Source organism: Caulobacter sp. GW821-FHT11E10, from assembly GCF_058808375.1.
Genome location: NZ_JBXARP010000002.1, coordinates 407,553 through 431,700 on the forward strand (window position 1 = coordinate 407,553; position 24,148 = coordinate 431,700).

Sequence of the window (24,148 nt, forward strand, 5' to 3'; positions counted from 1 at the left end):
GCTCCCCCAGAGGGGGAGCATCTGAACTTCCGCTCAGCGCCGTTTGCGGACATTGAGTTTGGCCGCCTGGCGCACCGAGACCCTCTCTCTCAGAGAGAGAGAGGAGTCAGCCCCTAGCCCCGTTCCTTCGTCCGCTCGAAGCGCACCTTCGGGTAGCGCTCCGCCACGTAGCCGATCTCCCAGGACGACTTGCCCAGGAACACCGGGGCTTCGTCGATGTCCTGGCCCATGGCCGACTTGTGCTTGCTGACGAAGTCCTCGACGTCGGCCCGGTCGCCGACCAGCCAGCGGGCCTCGGCGTAGGGGCTGGCCTCGAAGATGCAGTCCAGCTGGTATTCGTTGGCCAGGCGATCGGCCATGACCTCGAACTGCAGTTGCCCGACGGCGCCGACGATGAAGTCGCTGCCGATCATCGGACGGAACAGCTGGGTGACGCCCTCCTCGGCCAGGCCTTCCAGCGCCTTCTTCAGGTGCTTGGCCTTCAGCGGGTCCTTGACCCGTACGCGGCGCAGGATTTCCGGCGCGAAGTTCGGCAGGCCCGCGAAGCGCAGGGCGCCGGTCTCGGACAGGCTGTCGCCCACCCGCAGGACGCCGTGGTTGGGGATGCCGATCACGTCGCCGGCGAAGGCGTCCTCGGCCAGTTCGCGGTCGGAGGCGAAGAACATGATCGGCGCGTTGACGCTCATGGCCTTGCCGGTGTTCTGGGCCTTCAGCTTCATGCCGCGCGTGAAGCGGCCGCTGGTCAGGCGCAGGAAGGCGATCCGGTCGCGGTGGTTGGGGTCCATGTTCGCCTGGACCTTGAAGACGAAGCCCGACACCTCGTTGTCGCCCGGGGCGACATGGGTCTCCACGCCGGCCTTGGTGACCTTGGCCGGATGCGGCGGCGGGGCGTAGCTGCCGATCCCGCCCAGCAGTTCCGACACCCCGAAGTGGCGCAGGGCCGAACCGAAGAACACCGGGGTCATGTGGCCTTCCAGGAACGACTGGACGTCGAACGGCTTGCTGGCCTCGGACACCAGCATGGCGCCCTCCTCGACCTCGGCCTGTTCCTCGGGCGTCAGATACTGGACCACCGCGTTGGAGTTGATCGGCACCGGATCGGGGTGACCTTCCTCGTCCGTCGAGCTCTTCTTGGCGTAGGGGATGAACTTCTGGCCGCGCAGGTCCAGCATGCCCTTGAAGCGCCCGCCCGAGCCGGCGGGCCAGTACAGCGGCGCCGGGTCCAGGGCCAGCTTGGACGAGACCTCGTCCAGCAGCTCGAACGGGTCCTGGGCCTCACGGTCCATCTTGTTGATGAAGGTGATGATCGGGATGTCGCGCAGGCGGCAGACCTCGAACAGCTTCAAGGTCTGGGGCTCGATGCCCTTGGCGGCGTCCAGCACCATGATCGCCGCGTCGGCGGCCGTCAGGGTGCGATAGGTGTCTTCCGAGAAGTCCTCGTGGCCCGGGGTGTCCAGCAGGTTGAACATCAGGCCGTCGTGGTCGAACGTCATCACCGACGCCGAGACCGAGATCCCGCGTTCGCGTTCGATCTTCATCCAGTCCGACTGGGTCCGGCGGGTCTGGCCGCGGGCGCGCACGGCGCCGGCCGCGCGGATCGCTCCGCCGGCCAGCAGCAGGTTTTCCGTCAGCGTGGTCTTGCCGGCGTCGGGGTGGCTGATGATGGCGAAGGTGCGCCGACGGGCGGCTTCAGCGGCGGGGGAAGAGCTCATGGCGGGGGACTACCCCTCCGGAGCGTCCTTGTCACCTTCCTCGGCGGTTCCGGTCGGTCGACGTCGGGCGATGGCCTCCTCGAAACGCCGCCTGGCCTCGGCCGCCTGGGGGCCAGCGTGCGGATCGTTGAACACCGGCTCCACCAGGGCGGCGGCCTCGTCGAAGCGGTCGCGCCTCATCAAGGCGTCGGCGGCGGCCAGGCGGAATTGCGCCACCTGAGGGGCCAGTTGCTGGGCCCGCAGCAGCACGTTCACGGCGTTGTCGTTGGGATAACCCGGCTCGCCGCGCCGACTGATCCCGTAGTCATAGAGTAGCAGCGCGTTGTTGGTATCGACGGCGAAGCCCTTGCCGAACCAGTCGCGGGCTTCCTTCAGGTGCTTCGGCGCCTGGGCGGGTTCGGCCCGGGCCTGCAACATGCACGACCAGCCCATGATCTGGATGGCCTCCACGTCGCGCGGGTCGATCTCGATACGGCGTTTCAGCAGGGTCTGGGCCTTGGCACGGTCGCCGAAGTCGTTCTCCGCCCGCGCCAGGGTCAGGTCGGCCAGGCGATCGCCGGGATGGCGGGCCGCGCGCTCGCGGATCATGGCCAGGACCTCGGGACGCTGTTCCTTCGGCACGCCCATCTTCAGCCGCTGGTTCTCCAGCAGCAGGTCGTCGGCCGAGGCTGGCAAGCGGATGACCGCCAGCTGCCCCGCGCTCGACGGCGGACGCGCCATGCGCCGCCCCGGCAGGGCGCCCATATAGCGCCTCAGCACCCGTTCCAGGTCCGCCAGCGGAACGCCGACCGCCTCGGGCGCCAGGGCCACCGGATCGCCGCCCTCGGCCACGGCCTGGGCGTAGCGGGTCAAGCGCGCCAGCCGTTCGGGATCGGACATCATGTAGTGGGTCAGGATCCAGGATTGGGCGTAGAAGGCGGCGATGTCCGTCCTTCGGCCGGTCAGGGCCCGCCGCCCCAGGATCTCTTCGAACGGCGTCCAGGTGTTGGTGCCGCGCAACCAGGCGATCCGCCGACTGGTGACCCCCACCTCCACGACATCGGGCTTGAAACGCGCCGTCATGAAGTACTCGGCATAGCCCTCGACCAGCCACGAGGCGTAGGCGGCCGGCGCGTTCTGCTTCATGAAGTGGTGGGCGTACTCATGGAACAGCACCTGACGGCCGCGTTCGTCGTCGCCTTCCAAACACAGCGCGGCGAAGACGTCGCCGATGGAGGCGCTGTAGAAGCCGCTGATATGGGGCGCCAGCTCCGGCCGCACACGTCGAAGGTCGATCTGGCGCGGCGTCAGGTAGATCGGCAACGGCCGCTCGTCGCCCGGACCGCTCAGTCCGTGCAGGGCGCGCAACAAGCCCGCGAAGTCCTCGAGGTCGTTGGCCATCTCGACCAGCGCCTTCTGGCCCACGCGGCCGTAGAGCGAGAACGATGGCGTGCTCGTGTGCAGCCAGTCGCCCGCCGCTTGAGCGCGCGCGCCGACCGCGAGAGCCAGGGGCGCCATCCCGACGCTGACCGCGAACGTTCGCCGCGACATCGATCCAGACATACTCAGTCCTTCTTGTCCGTGGCCGGCTTCTCTTCCGGCATGGCCTTCAGCATGGCCTGAGCCGCCTCCGAGTCGCCACCGCCATGGGGACTGCCGGCCAGGGGGCGCAGGACGATGCGGGCGTTCTCGTAGTCCTTGGTCTCGACCAGCACCCTGCCGGCGTCCAGCCGCAAATGCCCCACCTGGGGCGCCAGCAGCATGGCGCGCAGGCGCACATTGACCAGATTGTCGTTCAGCGGCTCCATCAGCTTGGCGTCGGCATAGCCGTGCAGCACGCGCGGGTCGTCCGGATCGATCTTGAAAGCCCGCGCGAACAGCTTGCCCGCCTCGCCCAGGATCTCCTTGCGCCGCGCCTCGTCCGCCCGGGCCGCGGACAATCGGCTTTCGCCCAGAACGACCAGCGCCTCCTTGTCCTGCGGATTGGTCGCCAGAAGCGCGTTCAGGGCCGCCTCCCCCGCCGCCCGGTCGCCGAACTGGGTCTCGGCCTGGCCGCGGACCAGCTTGGCGAACCGATCGTCGGGATAGCGCGCCGCCGCCGCCCGGATCGCCTCCAGCGCCTTGGGCTGATCGGCTTTGGGGACGCCCAGTTTCAGGCGCTGCCCTTCCAGGAGCAAGGCTTCGGCGGCGGGGCTGAGCGCGGTGACGGTCATGGACGCTTCCTGCGGCGTGGTGCGCGGCAATGCGCCCGCCGCCAGCGGATGATCCATGTAGGTCCGCAAGTTCCTGCGCAGTCCCTCCATGTCGTCGCCATAGATCGCCTGCCAGGCCTCGGGCGGCTTCCGTCCACCCCGCACGGCCTCGAGATACGTGCTGAGCTTCTTGCGGCGTTCCGGATCCGAGAGGATGTAGTGGGTCAGCAGCCACGCCTGGGCGTAGAAGTTGGCCGTCTCCCACTTGCCGAGCTCTCCGGGACGCTTGCTCAGGATGTCGCCCATCGGCAGCCAGGTCATGCCGGGCGCGGTCAGGGCGTAGGCGCGGGCCTTGTTGTAGCCGCCTACGATCATGCGTTGGGCGCCCAGGTCCACGGTCATGTAGTACTCGGCATAGCCCTCGACCAACCAGGCCGGATAGGCGCTGGGATAGTACCGCAGCATGAAGTGGTGCGTGTACTCGTGCAGCACCACGTCATCGCCGCGGTTGGGATCGTTCTCGTAGCCGCCCCCGTCGCGGATGGCCAAGGCGAAGACCTCGGTCGGCGCGGTGATGTAGAGCCCTGCCGTATGGTCCCGGGCCTGGGGAACGGCGCGGCGAAGCTGATCGAGATCGGCGACCAGATACACCGGCAGCTTGATCAGGGTGAGCTCGTCCTTGGGCCGCCCATGCAGGCGACGCAGCAGGGCGTCGAAATCCTCGAGCATCGACGCGTACTCGCGGACAGAGCGATCGCTGCGCCCATAGACGACGAAGTGCTCGCTTTCGGCGCGCTTCCACTCGGCATGGGCGGCCAGCGGGGCAGACAGCGCCAGCGCCGCCAGCCCAGCCATCACGGACGCTCGCCTCGACTTCGAACCCGCCCGCATGACGCCACCCCAACTTCAATCTTAAATTGAGCCTAAACGGCCTGCCGACACGAATTCAAGGTCAAAGACCGGCGAGAGCGTCGTCCCTACTTCGCCGGCGTCGCCATCTTCTCCTGGATCGTCTTCAGCAGGCCGGCCGCCGCCTCGGCGCCCTTGCCGCCGTGGGGATTGTTGGCCACCGGCTCCAGCATCCGGACCGCGTCGGCATAGCGCCCCCGCGCCGCCATGGCCTGGCCAGCGGTCAGGCGTATCGTCAGCACCTGGGGCGCCAACTGGGCGGCCAACTCCAGGACATTGAGCGTATTCTCGGTCGGATAGCCGGGCTCGCCCATCCGGGTTCGCGCGAAATCGTAGAGCGTCTGGTAGCTGTCGGGCTGGGCCTTGTTGGCGCGGCCGAAGTACCGGGCCGCCTCGGCGACCATGGCCTTGCTCTCTTCCGGCTTGCCTTGCAGCGCCTTGGCCGCGTCCAGGCGGCTCTCCCCCGCCAGGCGCAGGGCCTCGGCGTCGTCGGCGTGGCCGGCGATCCAGTCGTCGAGAAGCCTATGAGCCACCGCCCGGTCGCCATGATCGGCTTCGACTCGAGCGAGGGTCAGGGTCGCCAGGCGATCACCGGGATATCTGGCCGCGTCGGCGCGCACGGTCTTGAGCAGCTTCGCGCCCAGTTCCTTGGGCGGCCCACGCTTGGCCATCTGGTTCTCGAGCAGCAGGTCGGCGGTCGAGGCCGGCAGGGCGGTGACCGCCATCGGGAAGTCCGGCTGTTTGTCGCGAACCAGGGTCTTGTTGGGAATGGCGCTGCGCAGATAGCCGAGCAGGACGCGCTCCAGGTCGTTGACGGCGATGCCGGTGGCCTTGGGCCAGGCGATCAGAGCGTCCTCGCCCCGGGCCGTGGCCGCCACGAAGGCCGATAGCCGCCTCTTCCGCTCCGGATCCGACAGCATGTAGTGGGTCAGCAGCCAGGACTGGCCGTAATAGAGAAAGCCCTGCTGCTCGGTCAGCTGGCCAGGCCGCTTGGTCAACAGGTCGCGCGACGACACCCAGGACCCATTCAAGAGACCCGAGACGCGCCCGCCGTTCGGCGCCCCGACCAGGATCTTCCTGTCCTCGAAATTGGCCGTCATGAAGTATTCGGCGTAGCCCTCGATCAGCCAGGCGGGATAGGCGCCGGGATAGTGCTGCAGCATGAAGTGGTGGACGTACTCGTGCAGCACCGCGTCATCGGCCAAGCCGTTCGACTTGCGGATCGCGATGGCGAAGATGTCGGTCGCGCCCGCCGTATAGACGCCGGCCGCGTGCTCCTGCTCCGGAAAGACGCGGCGCAACTGATCGGCGCTACGCACCAAGTAGATGTCCAGCTTGCGGGCGCCGTCCTCCTGATCCGCCGCGCGACCGTGGAACAGCCGCAGCAGGGCGTCGAAATCCTCCAGCTTGGCCGTGAAGTCGCGCAGGCTGCTTTCGCCGCCGTCGCTGTAGACCACGAAGTGGGCGCTCTCGGCCTTCTGCCATTCCGCGTGGGCCGCGCCGGCTCCGCCCAGCATCGCCGCCCCAAGGGCCGCGCTCAGCATCGCGCGACCGAATCCCGAAACCATGACGCCCCCTTTCACAACTCGGAATTGAGGCTAGGCAGCGAGACGCGCCCGTAGCAAGGCAAACCCGCCCGCTGGCGCGCCGGACCTGCCCGGAACCGCGACAAAATATCCCTATTCGAATAATGGGTTTGGAGTCATGCTTCCCAAATCCCGCACCGTCGACGTCAGATCGGCGGGTGGATGGAGGAAATCGAAAGATGGCTCTGCTTGACCATCATCGCGGTCACGACCGGCAGCATCCCGCCGGCAGCGCGCTGTGCATCGGCGTCACCCTGGCCGGACTGGTCGTCCTGGCCGTGACCTTGAGCTGGTTGTTGAGCTTGGTCGGTTGAGACCGACCTAGGCCGCCAGTCGCCGCCAGACCTGGCGGTCGGCTTCGAGGTTGGTGAGGGCGCCGGCCTTCTGGCGCTCCAAAAGCGCGCCCATGACCTCCAGGCTCAGCTGAGCGTAACGCACCTGCACATCGTCCACCCGGCATCCGCGCCCCGGCGCCACGAACAAGGCCGCGTTGATCTCCGGCGCCTTGGCCACGATCAGCGCCGCAAGGCGTTGGACCCGTTCAAGATCCTTGCGGTGCAGCAGCGGCTCTTCCGCGAACAGCTCCTTGCCCAGCTCACCGACATAGCTCAGCGACAGCGCCGCGAACCGGTCGCGCGCCATCGGCGGGGCCAACTCGGCCACGTCGAAGCTCAAGACAGTGTCGTTCATGAGGAAAAGCATGGCGCTACTGGATGCGTGTCTCTGGGAGGGGTTGAAGCCCACGCACTCTGCGCCAAACACGCTTTAGGTCCCGTTTAGGAGCAGGGTTAACGCCCCCTTTGAGTCGAGTTGTCCACACCCGCTCCACCTATGAGATTCAGGCTTCGACGGGTTCGGTCAGGAAATGACGCCCGTCGCGGTCCTCGATCTCGACCACCCAGACGTCGGGATCGATCCGGGCGGTGCGCTCGGCATAGGCGTCGAGATCGGGCTCGAACTCGGAGCGGATGGGCTGCATCCAGAAGCGCTCGCCGTCGCCGCGCGTGGCCTCGCTGTAAAGGTGCGCGGTTCCGGCCCGGCGGTCGACCACCTTGACCAGCACAGCCCCCGCCCGCGCGTCGCCCTTGCGGGCCACCATGGCGAAGGCGCCGCCCAATTCGGCGCGGCGGATCAGCGCCCCAACCCAGATATCCGTCGAAAGAAGCATCGCTAACCGAACCGCAACCACACAGGGGTTATAGGTCGCCCCCTAAGTCTCGAAGCATACGAGAAAATGACGCCAAGTACCGACCAGAAAGGTCGCGTGGCGCGATGGATCGGGGTGTCGATTGGGTTGGCGGCCATGGCCGCTCCCACCGCGCTGCTTGCCGCCAACGCCGCCGACCAGCTTTACGAACGCACGCTGATGACAGCGGCCGATGGCCGCTGCCGGCTGTTCGCGCCCTCGATCTCGGCGGCGCTCGACGCCTCACGGGCCCAGGCGCGGGGCGCGACGCTGCGGTCTGGGGCCAGCGAGCAGCAGGTCAGCGCCCTGGAGCAGCGCGCGCGCGTCAAGGCCGCCGGCGCGGCCTGCGATTCAAAGGACCTGACGCTGGCCGCCTCGCGGGTGAAGTCCGCGTTCGACGGCTATTCGCAGATGCTGAGCATGAACTATCCGGGCGACGTCGCGGCCTGGAAGGCTGAACGCTCGGTCTCGGCGACCATCCCCGTCTGGCGGCTGTCGCAGCCGTCGACCTTCGGCGTCGATCGCCTGATGTTCGGCCTGGCCGGCCGCGCCAAGGCCCTGACCGCCGTGGCCACCTTCGACAGCGGCCAGCGCCCCTATGCCGCGCGGATCATCGTGCGCGACACCGGCCGGACGCTGGGCCCCTATATCGACGCGCGCTCGGGTCGGAACCTCAGCGGCAAGGTCGCGCCGCGCAACGCCAGCCTGGTGTTCATCGCCGAGACCCGCGAGGAGGCTCCCCTCACCCTGCTGCCGACCGGCGCCAAGACGGGCCTGGCCTTCCGGTTTCCGACGGCGGCGGCCGACGCGATCTCTCGGTTGGACCCGCGCGAGGCGGTGACGGTTGAATTCGCCTTCACCGGTCGCGGCGAGGAGGTCACCCGCAAGGCCTATGTCGAGGTCGGGGACTTCGCTGCGGGACGGGCGTTCCTGCGCTGAGGCCTCGCCCGGCCTAGAGCGCGTTGGGCGAAAGTGTGAGCGGTTTCGCCCGGCAACCGCGCTCTAAGTATTTGAAGATAGAGCCTGTTTATCGGGTCAGAGGTCCCTCTGAACCCGACAGGCTCTAGCGCGGCGAGAAGGCGATGACGTTGTCGCCCAGGTCCGCCGGCGTGATCTTGACCTGATGAATGACCGGCGGCGCGGGCGCCGCGGCGGGCGCTACCTCGACGGGCGGGGTCTCGCCGACCGGCGCCAGCAGAACCGGCAGGCGCACCGAAACGGTGGTCCCGGCGCCCAGACGGCTCTCGATGATCATTTCGCCGCCGTGCAGCTTGGCGAAGGCGCGCACCAGGGAAAGTCCCAGGCCCGTGCCGCGCGCGCGCTGCTCGGCGCCGCCGGCCTGCTCATACGGACGGCCCAGGCGCTCGAGGTCCTCGGGGCTGATGCCGACGCCGGTGTCGGCGACGACGATCTCCAGCACCCCGTCATAGCCATGCGCCGTGACCGTCACCTGGCCGCCGCGCGGGGTGAACTTCAGGGCGTTGGAGACCAGGTTCAGCACGATCTGCTTCAGGGCCCGGCGGTCGGCGTCGACCTCCAGCTCACCCGGCGGCAGCACGCCGCGCAGCTGGACGCCGGCGGTGTCGGACTGGACGCGCAGCAGGCGCATGGCCGCCTGCACCGCCTCGCGGGCGTCGAACACGCCGCGCTGCAGCTCGAAGCGCTCGGCCTCGATCTTCGACATGTCCAGCACGTCGTTGATCAGGTCCAGCAGGTGGCCGCCGCTCTCGTGGATCAGCTCGGCGTATTCGGCGTAGCGGTCGCTGAGCGTGCCGAACATCTTGGCGCGCATGATGTCGGAGAAGCCCATGATGGCGTTGAGCGGCGTGCGCAGTTCGTGGCTCATATTGGCCAGGAAGCGGGCGCGGCCCGCGGCCAGGCCCTCGGCTTCGGCGCGGGCCTGGTCGAGCGCGGTCTCGCGGTTGCGGTCGACCGTAACGTCGCGCAGCACGCCCACCAGATGGTTCGGGGCGACGCGATGCAGGTCCAGGGCCACAGTGCGCTCGACGCCCAGGACCGGATTGAAGATCAGGCCGGCCTCGCCTTCGCGATGCGCCGCGACGATGGCGGCGGTCAGGCGCTGGCGGTCGCCCGGCGCGGCCGCGGCGATCAGGCCCTTGTTGACCAGATCGACGGCGGTGATCCCAGGCGGCGGCGCGCCGCGCACCGCGGTCACAGCGCCCTGCCCCCGCACGGCGATCGCCAGGTGGGGCAGACCGTCCAGCAGGGTCTCCAGCGACATGATCTCGGTGGCGTGACGGTCGCCGCGCGCGCCCTGGCGGCGGTGGCCGATCAGCAGGCCCGCCGAAAGGCCAAGGCCGGTGGTGACCAGGGCCAGGAAGCCCAGCACGAAGGCCAGCGGACCGGTCGGGATCGGCGGGGCCAGGCCGGAAAGTTGGGTCAGGGCGGCGACGCAGCCGCCGATCAGGGCCAGGGCCGCGCCCTCGGCCAGACGCCGGGGCTGGTCCAGGATCGAGGCCGCGGCGACCGGCGCCAGGCACCAGGCGGCCATCGCGCCCGAGACGCCGCCGGTCAGCACCGCCGCCAGCGAGCCCCCTACAGCCCACAGAACCAGCAGTAGCGACTGGGTGCGCTCGTCATTGCGGGTGAACACCAGGGCCGCCAGGGCCGGGACCGCGCCCGAGATCAGGGCCGCCCATACGGGCCAACCACCAGGGTTCTGGGCGAACAGGGTCGCGGCGGCCGCCAGACAGATGAAGGCCAGCCAGCCCATGCGCCACACGTGCGCGGGATCGAACCCCGCCGGTGGGGCGGAGCGTCGGAGCGGGTCTGGAAGCGTTTCGATTTCCAAGGCCGGTCGACTTAAAGCCCGGTGGACAAGTTTCACCGTCGTCAAAGCTTAACGCGGAGGGACCGTTCCCTCCAAGGCCGCACAATCGTTAAGCGACCTTTCCGCGTCGGTTCGTTGTGGACGGAAACGGAATCGTAAGCGCCGTAGGGCATCTTCCGGGCTCAAGCCATCACGGACAGAAGGTCCGGGAGCCCACCATGCCAGAACCGGCGTCCCTGGACGCGTCGCTCGACCGCACGTTCGCGGACCCTTCCCCGGCGGATCGCCGGGCGGCCGCGCTGGAGCGTCGACGCGTGGCTCTCGACGAGCGGAAGCGCTCGTTCCTGCGCATGGTCAGCCACGAGCTGCGCACCCCGCTGAACGCCGTGATCGGCTTTTCCGAGATCCTGTCCCAGGAGCTCTACGGACCGCTGGGAAGCCCGCAGTACAAGGAATACGCGACGATCGTGCACGACAGCGGCATGAAGCTGCTGAAGCTCGTGAACCAGATCGTCGAGCTGGCCAGGCTGGAGGGCCACGTCACCGATATCGAGATGACGCCCGAGCCGATCGACGAGGCGCTCGAGGACGTGCTTGAGGGCCTGCAGCCCGAGATCGCGCGCCGCGAGGTGATCGTCCATGTGGTCGGCCAGGGCGCCCTGCCCAGCGTCACCGCCGACAGCCGGGGTCTTCGGACCATGCTGCACAATCTTTTGCAGAACGCCGTTACGCACTCGCCCGCTGGGGGAGTCGTGCATGTCACCGCCGCCCGCATCGGCCGCGAGATCGAGATTACCGTCCGCGACCAGGGCCCCGGCGTCGAGAGCGCCGAGCTGCCGCGCCTGCTGCAGCCGTTCGAACAGGGCGGCTCGACGCTGACGCGCGCCAACGAAGGCGCGGGCCTGGGCCTGCCGATCGTCGACCTGCTGTCACGGGCCATGGGCGGCCAGCTGAAGCTGTCGTCCAGCCTGGGCGCGGGCTTCCTCGCGCGGCTCATCCTGCCGGCGGGATAGGGGCGAAACTCGCTCCTTCCGCCGCCCGCGCTTGCCTTGGGCGGGCGAGGCTCCTAAACGCCGCGCCATGACCAGTCCGATCGACATCGCCCTCAACGACCTCGCCGACGAGTTCGAGCTCCTCGGCGACTGGGAGGAGCGCTACCGCTACGTGATCGAGCTGGGCAAGGAACTGGCCCCGCTGACCGACGCCGAGCGCTCGGACGAGAACAAGGTGCGCGGCTGCGCCAGCCAGGTGTGGCTGGTCACCCAGCCCCAGGCCGACGGGACCCTCAAGTTCCGCGGCGATAGCGACGCTCACATCGTCAGCGGCCTGGTGGCCATCATGCTGCGGCTCTATTCGGGCCGCGCGCCGGCCGACATCGTCGCCTTCGACGCCAAGGAGGCCATGGACAAGCTGGGCCTCTCCGGCGCGCTGTCGTCGCAGCGCTCCAACGGCCTGAAGTCGATGGTCGCGCGCATCCAGCACGATGCGAAGGTCGCCCTTGGCTAACTACCGCGTCGCCGCGCTCTACCGCTTCACGCGGTTTCCGGACCCGGCGGCGATCCAAGGCCCGCTGGCGGCGCTGTGCTGCGGCCTGGGCGTCAAGGGCACCCTGCTCCTGGCCCCCGAGGGGATCAACGGCACCATCGCCGGCGAGGACTCCGCCATCGAGGCGGTGCTGGACCACATCCGCGCCCTGCCCGGCTGCGAAGGCCTGGCGCCCAAGACCGCCTGGGCCGAGCGCATGCCGTTCTACCGGATGAAGGTGCGGCTGAAGAAAGAGATCGTCACCCTGGGCGAGCCCGACCTCGATCCGGCCGCCAACGCCGGGACCTATGTCGAGCCCGCCGACTGGAACGCCCTGATCGCCGACCCCGATGTCCTGGTCATCGACACCCGCAACGACTACGAGGTCGCCGTCGGCGCGTTCGAGCGCGCCGTCGATCCCAAGACCGCCAGCTTCTCGGCCTTCCCCGCCTGGTTTCGGGACTATCGCCAAGGCCTCGAGGCCGAGCGCGGCCCCGACGCGCCGCCGCTGAAGGTCGCCATGTACTGCACGGGCGGCATTCGCTGCGAGAAATCGACCGCCTTCCTGAAGTCGGAGGGGATCGAGGACGTCTTCCACCTCAGGGGCGGCATCCTCGACTATTTGGAGCAGGTTCCCGAGCCCGAAAGCCTGTGGCGCGGCGAGTGCTTCGTCTTCGACGAGCGCGTCGCGGTCGGCCATGGCCTCTCCCCCGGGACCCACGTCCTGTGCCGCGGCTGCCGCATGCCGGTCAGCCCCGCGGGCCGCCGCTCGCCGCTCTATGTCGAGGGCGTTTCCTGCCCCGCTTGCCACGACCAGCGCGGCGAGGACCAGAAGGCCCGGGCCGCCGAGCGTCATCGTCAGGCCCTGCACTGCGAGGCCTTGGGCATCGAGCACGTCGGCGCGACCTTGCCGCCCAAAGAGGGCTGAACCCTTACCCCTCGCCCCGCGTTGACACGGCTCCCCCTTCTCAACGCGGAGCCCGCGCGATGCACACCAACGAAGACCACATCAAGCTCGTCAACGGCCTGGTGGAGACCACCATCGACAGCGCCGACGGCTATGCCGAAGCCGCCAAGGACGCCGACGCCTCTCGCTACCAGGACCTGTTCCAGCGTCGCGCCCAGGAGCGCCGCTCGGTCGCCTCGGAACTGCAGGACGAGGTCCGTCGCCTGGGCGGCGAGGCCAAGGACGACGGCACCATCCTGGCCGCCGCCCACCGCGCCTTCCTGAATCTCAAGGACGCCGTCACCAAGGGCGACGAGGCCGTCGTCAGCGAGGTCGAGGCCGGCGAGGACTACATCAAGGCCAAGTATGAAAAGGCCCTGAAGGACACCGACGTCGATCCCCAGACCCGCGCCGTGATCGAAAAGGCCTGGACCTCGGTGAAGTCCGGTCACGACCAGATGCGCGATATCAAGCACGCGCTGAACAGCTAGGTCCGGCCGGGGACCCTCACCCCATCCGATAATGCCGCGCCAGGCGCTGCAGGGCGAGCTTCAGCACCGCCTTGCCCGCCCGGCGCGGCAGCTTCAACGCGCGCTCGGCCGCTTCCAGGGCCGAGCCCATCAGGCAGACCCGTTCGAGGATCTCGCGCAGGCCTGGTCCCACCGCCGCAAGGGCCCTGGCGATCCGTTCGCGCGTGGCGTGGTCGCGCTCGGCGGGGGCCAGGCCCGGACGGCCGCCGGAAACCCTGGGCGTGGCCTCCCACCGCATGGTCATGCGGCCCTGGACGCCCAGGCTCTCGAACTCCTCGCGCAAGCGCTCGGCGGCGGCGGCCTCGACCGAGGTCAGCCAGGGCCTTCCTTCGCCGTCGCGGCGGCGGGCCAGCCAGGCGATCGGCGACTCTCCGAGATTGCGGCGCGCCGTTCCAGCGGGCAGGTCGACGGCTTCCTCGATGACGCCCGGACGGCCGGGCGGCGGCAGAACCACCGGATCTGGACGGTCCGTCATGGTCCAGCCGCCTTGCGGTCGGGGCCTCAGCGTCGCTTCGCGGGCCAGGGCCTGAAAGGCCGCCTCGTCCAGGGTCAGCATCACGCTGCGCCGGCGGCTCGCACCCAGCCGTACGCCGTAGCCCAGCCCCAAGGCCTCGACCACGGCTCCCGGGCGCGAGAGCAGCCGCATGGCCCGCTCGGCCAGACGACGAGCCTCCAATTCGGCGTCGAAGATCTCGTTGGGAGCCGCCCTCACTGCGGAATGTCCTCGGCGTGGGCTGGCGCCTGCCGCAGGCAGGCCTCCAGATCGGTGAGCCGGCGGTCGAAGGCCGCGTCCTCGCGCATGTCCTCGATCTTGCGACAGGCGTGGCCGCAGGTCGTCCGGTCGCGGCCGAATGCGAAGGCCACCCGGGCCAGGGGCCAGTGGAACGTGATGTGGGTCAGGTAGATGGCCAGCTGCCGCGCGCGGACGGCCGCCTGCGACGCTCGTCTGGGCGCGGTGATCTCGGCCGCCGACACGCCGGTGGCCAGGGAAACGAGATTAGTGACAAAGCCGACCGTCAGGCGGTCGCGTCGGGGATCGGGCGAAATCGCCCAAATGTCCTCAAGGGCTTGAACCAACATGGCGTCCTCTCCTCCCGGCCGCGAGCACGACCGGCGAACACCACTATAGGTTTATTTTCCCAATGAGAGGAAGATATTCCTATTGCACCCGCACCCCTGAAGCCTAAGCCATTGATATGCCTAACCCATGACCTCCACTACACCCGCCGGTGCGCGGGGATTCATGGGCATTGGCCCCGGTTCGGCGCCCTCCTCTTCCGGCGCTCGCACCGAAGGGATTCGGTCGAAAGCCGCGAAGAGCTTCGCCACGCCCGCTTCGTTCAAGACGGCTTTGCGTCCGCCCGCCCGACGGCAAGCTTCCAGCGCCAAGGAAAGCCCCGCCCCGTCATCGGCCAGCATGTCCGAAGGACAGCCGGCGCGAAGCGCTTCGACCATGGCTGGCGACGGTTGCGGCCCTTCCCGTAGCCATTGCTCGGCGAGGCGGACATTCCGACCGAACAGCCGGACCATGTAGGCGTTGCGGGAGGCGAGCTGCAGGTAGCCCGCCGGGTGCTTGAGGATCATCGGGAAGTAGGGCGCGAGGGATGGCAGCGCCGTGTTGGCGTAGAATTCCGCGCCCCAATAGGCCTCACCGATCCCGGCATAGTGGGCGGCGTCGCGCACCAGCGCCATGCCGGACTCCGCGACCGGCAGGATCTCGACCTTCGGCTTGCGGATGTCGACGGTGTCGTTGGCGACATCGACGTACAGCGAGCCCAGTTGGATGGCGTTCTGGAAATAGCGCTCCCGCAGCACGCCCCACATCGTGTTGATGCGACCGCCGCGTTTGACGAAGGCGTTGAGCGCCCTCTCGGCCGCCGAATGACGGCTGCTCAACCGAGTCGGCAAACGTCGCAGGACGTCGCCGGTGATCTCCATGCAAAGCCCATACGGATAAGGCTTTCCGTGGCCGCCGCGCGGCGCGGCGCCGAGCTCCCGGTCGGTCTCGGCGCGAAGGTCGAGGAACAGCGCCTCCAGCGCCGGAAGCGCCGGAACCAGGAACTGGCGAGTCAGCCCCGCCTGCAGGCGATCGACGGCGAGGCTCTCGGTGAAATCAAGCATACGGGGACCATGGTCAGACCGAGCACAGCGCCTCCAGAGAGGCCTCGGCGGGCAGAATCGCGCCGCGATGGGATACCACGAGCGCCGCCAGGGCATGGGCGCGTCGTACGGCCGCATCGATCGGCAGGCCGGCCAGGCGCGAGGACAGATAGGCGGCGTTGAAGCTGTCCCCCGCCCCCGTGGTGTCGACCGCCTTGACGCGACCGGGCGCCGGCGTGGCCGTGCGGCCATCGGGCCGATGGACGTTGACGGCGTGGCTCTCGTCGCGGGCCACGACCTCCGCGCCGGCGGCGGCCCACTCGGCGGCCAGGTCCTCGGCCTCGCGGTCATAGAGCGGGCGGCTGTCCTCGCTGCTCAGCGAGATGTAGCGGCACGAGGCCACGACGCCGTCCAGGGCGGAGCGCGCGGCCTCCGCGTTCGGCCACAGGGCCGGGCGGTAGTTGAAATCCAGGGCCACGGCCACGCCATGCGAGTGGACATAGGCCAGGACGTCGCGCAGCCGCGCGCGGCCGATGTCGCCGATCACCGCCAGGGTCACGCCCGACAGGTAGACGAGGTCACTGGCCTTGGCCGCCTCGATCAGCTGGTCGGCGGTATGGGCCGAGAACAGGTCGCGGATCGGGGCCCGCTCGCGCCAGTAATGGAACTTCCGCTCGCCCTGATCGTCCAGGACGATGGCGTAGAGCCCCGGCAGGCGGTTCTCGACCTGGCGGACCAGGCGGGTGTCCATGGCCTCGCGGCGCATGGTGGCCATCACGCCCTCGCTGAACGGGTCGCCCTCGCCCAACGCCGTGCAGTAGGCGACGTCGTCGCCCAGGCGGGCCATGTAGATCGCGGTGTTGAAGGTGTCGCCGGCGAAGCCCATCCGGTACAGCGGCGCGCCGCCCGCTTCGGGCGCTGCTTCCGGCGACAGCTCGACCATGCATTCGCCGAGGACGGTGATCTTGGCCACGGTCAGCCCTTCTTCTTGGTTGGCTTGCCCTGCTGGGCGATCCAGGCGTCGATCCGCGTCTCCAGCACCGACAGCGGCAGCGAGCCGTGCAGCAGCACGGCGTCATGGAAGCCGCGCTCGTCGAAGCGGTCGCCCAGCTTCTGTTCGGCGCGCTTGCGCAGCTCGATCAGCTTCAGCTCGCCCATCTTGTAGGCCAGGGCCTGGCCGGGCCAGGAGACGTAGCGCTTGAGCTCGACCTCGATATTGACCGGCGAGAGCGCGGTGTTGTCGGTGAAGCAGGCGCGGGCCTGGTCCAGGCTCCAGCCCTTCCAATGCATGCCCGTGTCGGCCACCAGACGGCAGGCGCGCCACATCTCGTAGGACAGCCGGCCGAACAGCTCATAGGGGTCGCGATAGATCCCCATCTCCTCGCCCAGCCACTCCGAATAGAGCCCCCAGCCCTCGCCATAGGCGGTGAAGTAGGTGTTGCGGCGGAACTCCGGGACGCCGACCTGCTCCTGGGCCAGGGCGGTCTGGATGTGGTGGCCGGGCGCGCCTTCGTGCAGCACCAGGGCCGGCAGCTCGTAGAGCGGCCGCTGGTCCAGCTCCGAGGTGTTGATCATCAGTCCGCCGGCCCGGCCGATCTTGGGGTCGCCGCCGAAATAACGGCCGGTGGTGTAGCCCCGCTCGATGCTGGCCGGCACGGGCCGCACGCCATAGGTCAGGCGCGGCAAGACCCCGAAGTGGGCCGGCAGCTGGTCATCGGCGCGCTTGGCGATCTCGCTGGATTTCTCCAGCAGCTCCTGGCGGCTGGTGGCGTAGAAGCGCGGCTCCTTGCGCAGCATGGCGATGAAGGCGGTCAGGTCGCCCTGGAAGCCGGCGGCCTTCATCGTCTCCTGCATCCGGGCCCGGATACGCGCCACCTCGGCCTGACCGACATCGTGGATCTGGTCCGGCGTCAGATCGGTGGTCGTGTGCCGGCGAGCCAGGAACGCGTAGTAGCGCTTGCCGTCCGGCAGGTCCGAAGCCGCCAGGCTCTTGGCCGCGTGCGGGACGTATTCCTCGCTCATGAACTTGACGAAGTCGGCGCGGGCCGGGGCGACCTTGGCGGTGAGCGCCTTCTCGCCCTCGGCGACCAGGGCCACGCGGGTGGCGGCGGGGACGCTATCCGGCAACACGCGCAGCGGCGCCATCAGCGGATCCTCGGCCAAGGGCGTGGCGGCCGCGCGCTGGGCGCGCTCCAGCACCGTCTGAGCCGTCGACACCGCCTGGACAAAGCCCGTGCTCACGCCGCGTCGGGCATTGGCGATATTGGCCGCGTACCAACCTGGCATGCCGTTCAAGAGGGAGATCCAGCGCCTGGCCTCGCCCTCGTTGCGCAGCTTCATGCCGCTGGCGCGGTACAGCATCATGACGTCGAAGCCGCCGTCGCTGCTGAACGGCATCCGCGCCTCGTCGAAGCCGCCGGCCTCGATCCGCTCGCGCAGGCTGAAGCGCAACAGGTCCCGGGTCAGACGCTCCTCGTCGGTGAGCCCCTTGGCGTCGAGCGAGATGAGCTCGGCCTGGATCTTCTTCAGCTTGGCGGCGCGGTCCGCGTCGGCGGCCGGCGAGACGTCGGGCAAGCGCCAGCGGGCGTCCGCGGCGCCGCCGGAATCGGGATCCTCGCCGGGATCGCCCAGCGCCTCGTAGCGCACGACCAGGCCCGTCAGGGTGGAGGAAGGGCCGGCCCAGGCGGCCGAGGCCGTCAACGCGGCGAGACAGGCGCCAGCGAGGCCGGCGCGCCAGGAAGCGGTGCGAGTCATGCGGCGGAGCTTAGGCCAAGGCCCAGCGCGGATCGACACGCGAATCGTCGATCGAGCCCTCTCGGGGCGACCGTCGGATGCATCAAATATTGGGAAGAAGATCGAGAATGGAGCGGGCGAAGAGATTCGAACTCTCGACCCCAACCTTGGCAAGGTTGTGCTCTACCACTGAGCTACGCCCGCCCATTCGCGAGATATGGTCTCATCCAGACTTCCCGGAGACCGGGAGAATGGAGCGGGCGAAGAGATTCGAACTCTCGACATCAACCTTGGCAAGGTTGCGCTCTACCACTGAGCTACGCCCGCATCGGCGAGGCTCAAAAGGAGCGCCCCGCGACGAGGAGGCGGCTTATGGCAGAGGGCTTCGCGCTTGGCAAGCACCCTTTGAGGGGTTGCGAAGCGGGTTTTTTCAGAGGCTTGATCCTGGCAGGTTTCCGGGGGCGGAGTTCTAGCGTTGCGTCTGTTCGTGTTCGGTCTGGGCTATGTCGGCGAGGCCTTCGCCAACGCCTTGCGGGCGCGCGGCTGGGAGGTCGCCGCCACGGCGCGGGACGGCGATCAGGCCGCCGCGCTGCGCGCCCGGGGAATCACGCCCGCCGATCCGACCGACCGCGACGCCATGGCCGCCGCGCTGGTCGGCGTGAACGCCATACTGGTCACCTCGCCCCCTGGACCCGACGGTTGTCCCGCCTTGGAATCGGTGATCCCGGCCCTCGCCCAGGCCCAGGCCTTTCCCGACTGGATCGGCTATCTCTCGACCACCGGCGTCTACGGCGACTTCGAGGGGCGCTGGGTGTTCGAGAGCTCGCCCCTGAAGGCCCAGTCGGTCGAAGGCGCTCGCCGCGTGGGGGCCGAACGGGACTGGCGCCAGGTCGGGCGCGGCATGGGCCTGACGGTCACGACCTTCCGCCTGCCCGGCATCTACGGCCCTGGCCGCAGCGCCCTGGACCGCCTGCGGGCCGGCGAGGGCCGGCGCATCGTCAAGCCGGGCCAGGTGTTCAGCCGCATCCATGTCGACGACATCGTCTCGGGGCTGCTGGCCTCGCTGGACCGGCCGCGCGCGGGCGGCGTCTACAACCTCGTGGACGACGAACCGGCCCCACCGCAGGACGTCATGGAGCACGCCGCCAAGCTGCTGGGCGTCCCGGTCCCGCCAGACCTACCCTTCAATGAACTGGGCATGTCGCCCGCCACCCGCCGCTTCTACGCCGAGAACAAGCGCGTCTCGAACGCGCGGGCGAAAGCGGAGCTTGGGTGGCGGCCGGCCTATCCGACGTATCGCGAAGGGCTGGCGGGGATCTTGAAGGCGGGCGGCTGAAGGCGGCTAAGGGTGGTAAGCGGTTATCCGCGTTCATGGCTTGGCGACCTAGGGAGAGCTGCGGTGAAGACAATGGCTAGAACCTTCGCAATCGGCGCGACGTTATTCGTGTTCTCAGTCTCGTCGGGCGTCGCCACCGCCGCCGCGCAGACGAACTCCGCTCAGGCGGCCGAGCCGTCCGGTTTCGCGAGCGGCGCGGATGTCCAGGCCCAGCTACGCCAGATGCTCGCCACGATGAAACCCGATCAAGGATTCATGTGGCGTCCCTTGGTTCGTGACGGCGCCACCGTGGCGGCGATCGAAATATGGAAGAAGCCGGGCCGTCCCGCTGTTCACCCCGCCGAAGCGGAATACGCCATCGTGCTGGAAGGCTCGGGCACGCTTGTTTCGGGCGGCGCCATGGCCGATTCAAAAGTCAGCAACGCCAACCTGGTTGAGGGAAGCCGGATCGAGGGCGGCACGACACGGTCACTCGGACCAGGCGACGTCATCCTGATTCCAGCAGGCGTACCCCACTGGTTCGGCATTACCGGCGACCGGCTGGTCCTGGTGGGAATCAAATTGCCCAGCGCGAAATGACCGGTCCGGCGAGAGCGTATTGGCGCCGGGCTACTCGTCGTCGATCGCTGGCGTCCGCGGCGTGATCCCCACCGCGTCCAGTCCCGCAGCATTGCGCAGCCGCGCCGCGCGGGCCAGGCGGCGGGAAACGAGATCCCCCTCCTCCGGCTCGGCCAGGCCTCGCGCCTCGGCGACAGCGGCGACCAGGCGCTGCAGGTCCTGCGGGCGCGACAGGCGGTGGTCGCCGTCCTTGATCAGGCTGAAGACGACGTCGGTCGAATTCATCGCATTGGCCAGCTCCAGAGCATGGGTCCACGGCACGTCCGGGTCGGCCCCGCCCTGTAGAACCCGCACTGGGACATCGATCGGCACGGGGCCCGGCAGGATCGACCACCGCGCCCCGTCCTCGAGCAGTTCGCGGGTGATGGCGTAGCCGCCGTCGTCATAGTCGGACGGTCGGATCCAGAAGCCGTCGCGAGCGATCGCCGCCTTGGCCTCGGCCGAGAGCTCGGGCTCCATCAGCTTTTCGGTGAAGTCCGGGGCCGGCGCGATCAGCACCATCGCCTTCACCCGGTCGGGTCGGGCGATCGCCGCCAGGCACGACAGCCAGCCGCCCATGGAAGAACCGACCAATACCAGCGGCCCTTGCGTCAGTTCGTCGATCACCGCCAGGGCGTCCTCGCGCCAGCGGCTGATCGTGCCGTCCCGGAACGCGCCGTCCGACTCGCCGTGGCCGAAATAGTCGAAGCGGAGGTACGACCCGCCGGTCGCCTGGGCCTGCTCGGCCAGCACCTCGGCCTTGGTCCCGGTCATGTCGGAATGGAAGCCGCCCAGCCACACGACGGTAGGCCCCTCGCCGTCCACGCGGCGGAACGCCAGCTTCGCGCCGTCTTCGCGCGTCAGGGCGCTTCGGTATTCGGCCATGGCGTCGCCTCGATCCTTTCGGTAACTACAACCGCGTTGTTTTCGCGAGAGTCGCGTGCCCGACCTACCCGCCGATTTCACCCTGCTGCAAGTGACGCCGGAACTGGAAACCGGCGGCGCCGAACAGACGACGATTGATGTCGCCCATGCGGTTGTGGCGCAAGGCGGCAAGGCCTTGGTCGCGACCAAGGGCGGCCGCATGGCCGCGCGCCTGGAGGCCGACGGCGGCCGTCTGGCCCAGATGCCGGCCCAGTCCAAGAACCCCCTGATCATGCTGGGCAACGCCGCGCGGCTGATCGACCTGATCCGGCGCGAGAAGGTCAGCCTGGTCCACGCCCGCTCGCGCGCGCCGGCCTTCAGCGCCCTGTGGGCGGCCCACGCCACCAAGACCCCGTTCGTGGCCACCTATCACGGCGTCTACAACGCCAAGTCCAACCTCAAGCGCTGGTACAACGCGGTCATGACCAAGGGCGACCTGGTCATCGCCAATTCCGAATACACCCGCGAGCACGTGATCAGGGAACACGGCATCCCGCCCGAGAAGGTCGTGGCGATCCCGCGCGGTGTCGACCTGTCGCGCTTCGAGCCCGGCGTGGTCGGGGCCGATCGCGTGGACGCCCTGCGCAAGGCCTGGGGCGTGGCGCCGGGCGAGCGACGACTGAAGGTTCTGCTGGCCGGCCGCCTGACCCGCTGGAAGGGCCAGGCCCTGCTGGTCGAGGCCATGACGCTGCTCAAGGCGCGCGGCCAGGACAAGATCCTGCTGCTCCTGGCCGGCGACGACCAGGGCCGCAAGGCCTATCGGGCCGAGCTGACCACCGCCATCGCCGCCGCCGGCCTGGAGGACGCGGTCAGGCTGGTCGGTCATTGCGACGACATGCCGGCGGCCTATCTGCTGGCGGATCTCGCCATCGCGCCCTCGCTGGAGCCCGAAGCCTTCGGCCGCACCGCCGTCGAGCCCCAGGTGATGGGCCGCCCCGTCCTGGCCTCGGACCACGGCGCCACGCGCGAGACGGTTCTGCTCGGCGAAACCGGCTGGCTTGTCGCGCCCGGCGACGCCAAGGCCTGGGCCGACGCCCTGCTCGAAGCCTGCGAAGTCGGCGCGGCTCGGCGACAAACCATGGGACAAACGGCCCGAACGCGAGCCCGGCGGTTGTATTCGGTGGACGCCATGTGCGAAGCGACGCTCAAGGTCTATGCCCACATCTTGGGGGCGCGTGCATTGGGTTCGGAGCGTTCGTCTTGAGCAAGGAGATCAAGAAGGTCCTGGTCATCAAGCTGGGAGCCCTGGGCGACTTCGTCCTGGCGCTCGCCGCGATGAAGAAGATCCGCGAGGCTCATCCCAAGGCCAAGATCACCCTGCTGACGACCCCGCCGTTCGAGGCCTTGGCCAAGCTCAGCCCCTATTTCAACACCGTCGAGACCGATGGCCGCCCCGGCGACTTCGGCGAGACGATGGCCATGATCGGCCGGATCCGTAAGGCGCGCTACGACCGCATCTACGATCTGCAGACCAACAGCCGGACCAACTGGTACTTCCAGCTGCTGCGCCCGTTCGCGCCGCAATGGAACGGCATCGCCTTCGGCTGCGCCCTGCCCCAGAAGGGCAAGTCGCGCCTGCACATGCACACGCTGGAGCGCCATGCCGACCAGCTGCGCGCGGCCGGCATCTGGCCCGACGCCCCGACCGAGCCGGGCAGCGCGCCGCCGCCGGACCTGTCGTGGATCCTGCGCAAGCAAAAGGAGCTGCGCCCCGTCGCCGGCGCCGCCACGCCTAAGCCCTACGTCCTCATCGTGCCCGGCGGTTCGTCCCATCGGCCCGAGAAGCGCTGGCCGATCGAGTGCTACGCCCAACTGGCCTCGCACCTGAAGGCGCGGGGCCTGGACATCGTCATCATCGGCGGTCCGCAGGAGAGCGCCATGGCCCGCCATATCCAGAAGGCCACCGGCGGCGCGCGCGACCTCACCGGCCGCACCGACTTCGCTCAGCTTGCGGTGCTCGGCGCCAAGGCGGCCCTGGTCGTCGGCAACGACACCGGCCCGACCCACTTGCTGGCCGCCGCCGGCGCCCCGACCATCGCCCTGTTCTCCGACGCCTCGGATCCCGAGCTGTGCGGCCCGCGCGGACACGTGGCGGTGATCCGCTCGCCGGACCTGAAGGCCCTGCCGGTCAGCACCGTGGCCAGCGCCGCGTTGTCACTGCTGCCGCACTAGCGCGCCAGCACCACGCCCAGATCGCGCATGATCCGCTGGGTGGCCGACTGCATGCGGCCGGCCAGGTCCTTGATCTCGTTGGCGATCACCGCGAAGCCCGCCCCCGCCTCGCCGGCGCGGGTGGCCTGGATCAGGGCGTTGATCGAGATCATCCGCACCCGGGCGCCGATCTCCTCGATCTCCTCCAGCAACTGAGCCGCCGTCTTGCCGGCCGAGGCGGCCTGGCGGCGCTCGCTCTCCGCGATGGCCGAGAGTTCGCTGTTCAGCACCGCCACAACCTCGTTCAGCACCTTCAGGAGGTTCTCGGCGACGAAGTCGGCCAGCCGTTGCAGCTCGCGCGCGTCCGGCTCGCCGCTCGCCGCCACGCCGCTCAGCCCCTCGAAGCCGCGCGTGAAGCGACCGACAGCCGGCGCATAGCCGGGCGCGCGGGTCTCGATCAGCCGGGCCAGCCAGGCGGCCACCGGCTCCGGCAGATCGCCGCCGCCGCGCCCCAGGAAGCGCCCGGCGATGGCGGCGAAGGCCTGGGCCGCCGCGCGGGCCCCGCCGCGCGCCATCTCGGCCTCCGGACCGCGAGCCAGCGCCAGGAACATCACCGCCCGGTGGGACAGCATCCGCTGCCGCCCGGCCTGATCGATCAGCGGGCCGAGATGGTCCTTGAGGCCCGGCGGCGGCGGAAGCGCGTCGGAAACCACCGACTGGGCGGACGAGAGGGACTTCTGGAACGAGACGTTGAAGGCGGACATGGCGCTCTCGACTTCGCGCGAACCGTGATCCGCGCCGCCGGAGCGCCCTTGCTCCTCAGGATGCGCCAGACGCCGTTGCCTGCGCGTCGCCGACTAGACCTCAGGTTTAGACGCCGCGCCGTCGGAGAAAGCGCCGGCCCGCCCCAAAACGTTCGCGGCGCCCAAGCCGCGCGCATGGCGAGCATGTT

General features: G+C 69.1%; 24 protein-coding genes and 2 tRNA genes. 10 read left to right on the forward strand and 16 right to left on the reverse strand.

Translation table 11 applies throughout. From position 1 onward, the window contains the following. Positions 1–113 precede the first annotated feature (113 nt). From AC1RRV_RS04970 to AC1RRV_RS04985, 4 genes are all read right to left on the reverse strand, one after another. Positions 114–1,712 (reverse strand): peptide chain release factor 3, encoded by a 1,599-nt coding sequence (locus tag AC1RRV_RS04970; protein ID WP_492858472.1) that lies wholly within the window; start codon positions 1,710–1,712, stop codon positions 114–116. Between the two features lie 9 nt (positions 1,713–1,721). Further along, positions 1,722–3,254 (reverse strand): tetratricopeptide repeat protein, encoded by a 1,533-nt coding sequence (locus AC1RRV_RS04975; protein ID WP_492858473.1) that lies wholly within the window; start codon positions 3,252–3,254, stop codon positions 1,722–1,724. 2 nt (positions 3,255–3,256) lie between these two features. After that, on the reverse strand, positions 3,257–4,738 hold the full coding sequence (locus AC1RRV_RS04980) for a DUF1570 domain-containing protein (protein WP_492858474.1): 1,482 nt from the start codon (positions 4,736–4,738) through the stop codon (positions 3,257–3,259). Between the two features lie 122 nt (positions 4,739–4,860). Continuing rightward, positions 4,861–6,360: a DUF1570 domain-containing protein gene (locus AC1RRV_RS04985; protein ID WP_492858475.1), complete on the reverse strand. Its 1,500-nt coding sequence runs from the start codon at positions 6,358–6,360 to the stop codon at positions 4,861–4,863. A 197-nt stretch (positions 6,361–6,557) separates the two neighbouring features. Between AC1RRV_RS04985 and AC1RRV_RS04990 the strand changes: the two genes are divergently transcribed. Beyond that, a complete protein-coding gene (locus tag AC1RRV_RS04990; RefSeq protein ID WP_492858476.1) occupies positions 6,558–6,692 on the forward strand; it encodes a hypothetical protein in 135 nt (44 codons plus the stop codon). A 7-nt stretch (positions 6,693–6,699) separates the two neighbouring features. Here AC1RRV_RS04990 and AC1RRV_RS04995 read toward each other — a convergent pair whose 3' ends face one another. Further along, entirely contained in the window at positions 6,700–7,080 is a 381-nt protein-coding gene (locus AC1RRV_RS04995; protein ID WP_492858477.1) for a hypothetical protein, read from the reverse strand. 136 nt (positions 7,081–7,216) lie between these two features. Beyond that, positions 7,217–7,546 carry a DUF1491 family protein gene (locus AC1RRV_RS05000; RefSeq protein WP_492858478.1) on the reverse strand — a complete coding sequence of 110 codons (330 nt, stop codon included), beginning with the start codon at positions 7,544–7,546 and terminating at the stop codon, positions 7,217–7,219. Positions 7,547–7,612: 66 nt separating this feature from the next. Between AC1RRV_RS05000 and AC1RRV_RS05005 the strand changes: the two genes are divergently transcribed. Further along, on the forward strand, positions 7,613–8,503 hold the full coding sequence (locus tag AC1RRV_RS05005; RefSeq protein WP_492858479.1) for a hypothetical protein: 891 nt from the start codon (positions 7,613–7,615) through the stop codon (positions 8,501–8,503). A gap of 124 nt (positions 8,504–8,627) precedes the next feature. Here the strand turns inward: AC1RRV_RS05005 and divJ are convergent, their stop codons facing one another. Continuing rightward, on the reverse strand, positions 8,628–10,376 hold the full coding sequence (gene divJ / locus AC1RRV_RS05010; protein ID WP_492858480.1) for a cell cycle sensor histidine kinase DivJ: 1,749 nt from the start codon (positions 10,374–10,376) through the stop codon (positions 8,628–8,630). A 197-nt stretch (positions 10,377–10,573) separates the two neighbouring features. Between divJ and AC1RRV_RS05015 the strand changes: the two genes are divergently transcribed. The 4 genes from AC1RRV_RS05015 to AC1RRV_RS05030 all read left to right on the forward strand — a co-directional run bounded on the left by AC1RRV_RS05015 (position 10,574) and on the right by AC1RRV_RS05030 (position 13,316). Continuing rightward, positions 10,574–11,368: a sensor histidine kinase gene (locus AC1RRV_RS05015; RefSeq protein WP_492858481.1), complete on the forward strand. Its 795-nt coding sequence runs from the start codon at positions 10,574–10,576 to the stop codon at positions 11,366–11,368. A gap of 67 nt (positions 11,369–11,435) precedes the next feature. Then, complete coding sequence (locus AC1RRV_RS05020) at positions 11,436–11,861, forward strand: SufE family protein (RefSeq protein ID WP_492858482.1); 426 nt, start codon at positions 11,436–11,438, stop codon at positions 11,859–11,861. Beyond that, positions 11,854–12,807 carry an oxygen-dependent tRNA uridine(34) hydroxylase TrhO gene (gene trhO, locus AC1RRV_RS05025; RefSeq protein WP_492858483.1) on the forward strand — a complete coding sequence of 318 codons (954 nt, stop codon included), beginning with the start codon at positions 11,854–11,856 and terminating at the stop codon, positions 12,805–12,807. Before AC1RRV_RS05020 ends, trhO begins: the two co-directional genes overlap by 8 nt. 59 nt (positions 12,808–12,866) lie before the next feature. After that, positions 12,867–13,316: a PA2169 family four-helix-bundle protein gene (locus tag AC1RRV_RS05030; RefSeq protein ID WP_492858484.1), complete on the forward strand. Its 450-nt coding sequence runs from the start codon at positions 12,867–12,869 to the stop codon at positions 13,314–13,316. Between the two features lie 16 nt (positions 13,317–13,332). Here AC1RRV_RS05030 and AC1RRV_RS05035 read toward each other — a convergent pair whose 3' ends face one another. From AC1RRV_RS05035 to AC1RRV_RS05065, 7 genes are all read right to left on the reverse strand, one after another. Continuing rightward, the gene (locus AC1RRV_RS05035) at positions 13,333–14,001 is read right to left on the reverse strand and encodes a DUF6456 domain-containing protein (RefSeq protein ID WP_492858659.1); all 669 of its coding nucleotides are present in this window, start codon (positions 13,999–14,001) and stop codon (positions 13,333–13,335) included. 62 nt (positions 14,002–14,063) lie between these two features. Beyond that, entirely contained in the window at positions 14,064–14,435 is a 372-nt protein-coding gene (locus AC1RRV_RS05040; protein ID WP_492858485.1) for a helix-turn-helix domain-containing protein, read from the reverse strand. Between the two features lie 120 nt (positions 14,436–14,555). Continuing rightward, positions 14,556–15,476 carry a hypothetical protein gene (locus AC1RRV_RS05045; RefSeq protein WP_492858486.1) on the reverse strand — a complete coding sequence of 307 codons (921 nt, stop codon included), beginning with the start codon at positions 15,474–15,476 and terminating at the stop codon, positions 14,556–14,558. Between the two features lie 13 nt (positions 15,477–15,489). Then, a complete protein-coding gene (locus tag AC1RRV_RS05050) occupies positions 15,490–16,428 on the reverse strand; it encodes a sugar kinase (protein ID WP_492858487.1) in 939 nt (312 codons plus the stop codon). A 2-nt stretch (positions 16,429–16,430) separates the two neighbouring features. Beyond that, complete coding sequence (locus AC1RRV_RS05055) at positions 16,431–18,209, reverse strand: DUF885 domain-containing protein (protein WP_492858488.1); 1,779 nt, start codon at positions 18,207–18,209, stop codon at positions 16,431–16,433. A gap of 108 nt (positions 18,210–18,317) precedes the next feature. After that, positions 18,318–18,392: transfer RNA gene (locus tag AC1RRV_RS05060), tRNA-Gly, on the reverse strand. 48 nt (positions 18,393–18,440) lie between these two features. Continuing rightward, positions 18,441–18,515 (reverse strand) — tRNA-Gly (locus AC1RRV_RS05065). Between the two features lie 148 nt (positions 18,516–18,663). Between AC1RRV_RS05065 and AC1RRV_RS05070 the strand changes: the two genes are divergently transcribed. Next, positions 18,664–19,524, forward strand: a complete 861-nt coding sequence (locus AC1RRV_RS05070; protein WP_492858489.1) for an SDR family oxidoreductase — start codon at positions 18,664–18,666, stop codon at positions 19,522–19,524. Between the two features lie 72 nt (positions 19,525–19,596). After that, positions 19,597–20,103 (forward strand): cupin domain-containing protein, encoded by a 507-nt coding sequence (locus AC1RRV_RS05075; protein WP_492858660.1) that lies wholly within the window; start codon positions 19,597–19,599, stop codon positions 20,101–20,103. Between the two features lie 30 nt (positions 20,104–20,133). Here AC1RRV_RS05075 and AC1RRV_RS05080 read toward each other — a convergent pair whose 3' ends face one another. Then, positions 20,134–21,006 (reverse strand): alpha/beta hydrolase, encoded by an 873-nt coding sequence (locus AC1RRV_RS05080; protein ID WP_492858490.1) that lies wholly within the window; start codon positions 21,004–21,006, stop codon positions 20,134–20,136. Between the two features lie 55 nt (positions 21,007–21,061). Between AC1RRV_RS05080 and AC1RRV_RS05085 the strand changes: the two genes are divergently transcribed. Together AC1RRV_RS05085 and AC1RRV_RS05090 are read left to right on the forward strand one after the other, a co-directional pair. Further along, a complete protein-coding gene (locus AC1RRV_RS05085) occupies positions 21,062–22,249 on the forward strand; it encodes a glycosyltransferase family 4 protein (protein ID WP_492858491.1) in 1,188 nt (395 codons plus the stop codon). Next, a complete protein-coding gene (locus tag AC1RRV_RS05090) occupies positions 22,246–23,217 on the forward strand; it encodes a glycosyltransferase family 9 protein (RefSeq protein ID WP_492858493.1) in 972 nt (323 codons plus the stop codon). Before AC1RRV_RS05085 ends, AC1RRV_RS05090 begins: the two co-directional genes overlap by 4 nt. Here the strand turns inward: AC1RRV_RS05090 and AC1RRV_RS05095 are convergent. Further along, entirely contained in the window at positions 23,214–23,960 is a 747-nt protein-coding gene (locus AC1RRV_RS05095; RefSeq protein WP_492858494.1) for a methyl-accepting chemotaxis protein, read from the reverse strand. The two genes, AC1RRV_RS05090 and AC1RRV_RS05095, sit on opposite strands and share 4 nt — an antisense overlap. Positions 23,961–24,148: the final 188 nt, after the last annotated feature.

Excerpts from the sequence above, each read along its gene's own strand:
- AC1RRV_RS04995 (WP_492858477.1), bottom strand. The coding sequence starts at position 7,080 with ATGCTTTTCCTCATGAACGACACTGTCTTGAGCTTCGACGTGGCCGAG.
- AC1RRV_RS05005 (WP_492858479.1), top strand. The coding sequence starts at position 7,613 with ATGACGCCAAGTACCGACCAGAAAGGTCGCGTGGCGCGATGGATCGGG.
- AC1RRV_RS05000 (WP_492858478.1), bottom strand. The coding sequence starts at position 7,546 with ATGCTTCTTTCGACGGATATCTGGGTTGGGGCGCTGATCCGCCGCGCC.
- AC1RRV_RS05015 (WP_492858481.1), top strand. The coding sequence starts at position 10,574 with ATGCCAGAACCGGCGTCCCTGGACGCGTCGCTCGACCGCACGTTCGCG.
- AC1RRV_RS04985 (WP_492858475.1), bottom strand. The coding sequence starts at position 6,360 with ATGGTTTCGGGATTCGGTCGCGCGATGCTGAGCGCGGCCCTTGGGGCG.
- AC1RRV_RS04970 (WP_492858472.1), bottom strand. The coding sequence starts at position 1,712 with ATGAGCTCTTCCCCCGCCGCTGAAGCCGCCCGTCGGCGCACCTTCGCC.
- AC1RRV_RS05055 (WP_492858488.1), bottom strand. The coding sequence starts at position 18,209 with ATGACTCGCACCGCTTCCTGGCGCGCCGGCCTCGCTGGCGCCTGTCTC.
- AC1RRV_RS05045 (WP_492858486.1), bottom strand. The coding sequence starts at position 15,476 with ATGCTTGATTTCACCGAGAGCCTCGCCGTCGATCGCCTGCAGGCGGGG.
- AC1RRV_RS04990 (WP_492858476.1), top strand. The coding sequence starts at position 6,558 with ATGGCTCTGCTTGACCATCATCGCGGTCACGACCGGCAGCATCCCGCC.
- AC1RRV_RS05040 (WP_492858485.1), bottom strand. The coding sequence starts at position 14,435 with ATGTTGGTTCAAGCCCTTGAGGACATTTGGGCGATTTCGCCCGATCCC.
- AC1RRV_RS05035 (WP_492858659.1), bottom strand. The coding sequence starts at position 14,001 with ATGCGGCTGCTCTCGCGCCCGGGAGCCGTGGTCGAGGCCTTGGGGCTG.
- AC1RRV_RS05020 (WP_492858482.1), top strand. The coding sequence starts at position 11,436 with ATGACCAGTCCGATCGACATCGCCCTCAACGACCTCGCCGACGAGTTC.
- AC1RRV_RS05080 (WP_492858490.1), bottom strand. The coding sequence starts at position 21,006 with ATGGCCGAATACCGAAGCGCCCTGACGCGCGAAGACGGCGCGAAGCTG.
- AC1RRV_RS05075 (WP_492858660.1), top strand. The coding sequence starts at position 19,597 with ATGGCTAGAACCTTCGCAATCGGCGCGACGTTATTCGTGTTCTCAGTC.
- AC1RRV_RS05030 (WP_492858484.1), top strand. The coding sequence starts at position 12,867 with ATGCACACCAACGAAGACCACATCAAGCTCGTCAACGGCCTGGTGGAG.
- AC1RRV_RS04980 (WP_492858474.1), bottom strand. The coding sequence starts at position 4,738 with ATGGCTGGGCTGGCGGCGCTGGCGCTGTCTGCCCCGCTGGCCGCCCAT.
- AC1RRV_RS04975 (WP_492858473.1), bottom strand. The coding sequence starts at position 3,254 with ATGTCTGGATCGATGTCGCGGCGAACGTTCGCGGTCAGCGTCGGGATG.
- AC1RRV_RS05095 (WP_492858494.1), bottom strand. The coding sequence starts at position 23,960 with ATGTCCGCCTTCAACGTCTCGTTCCAGAAGTCCCTCTCGTCCGCCCAG.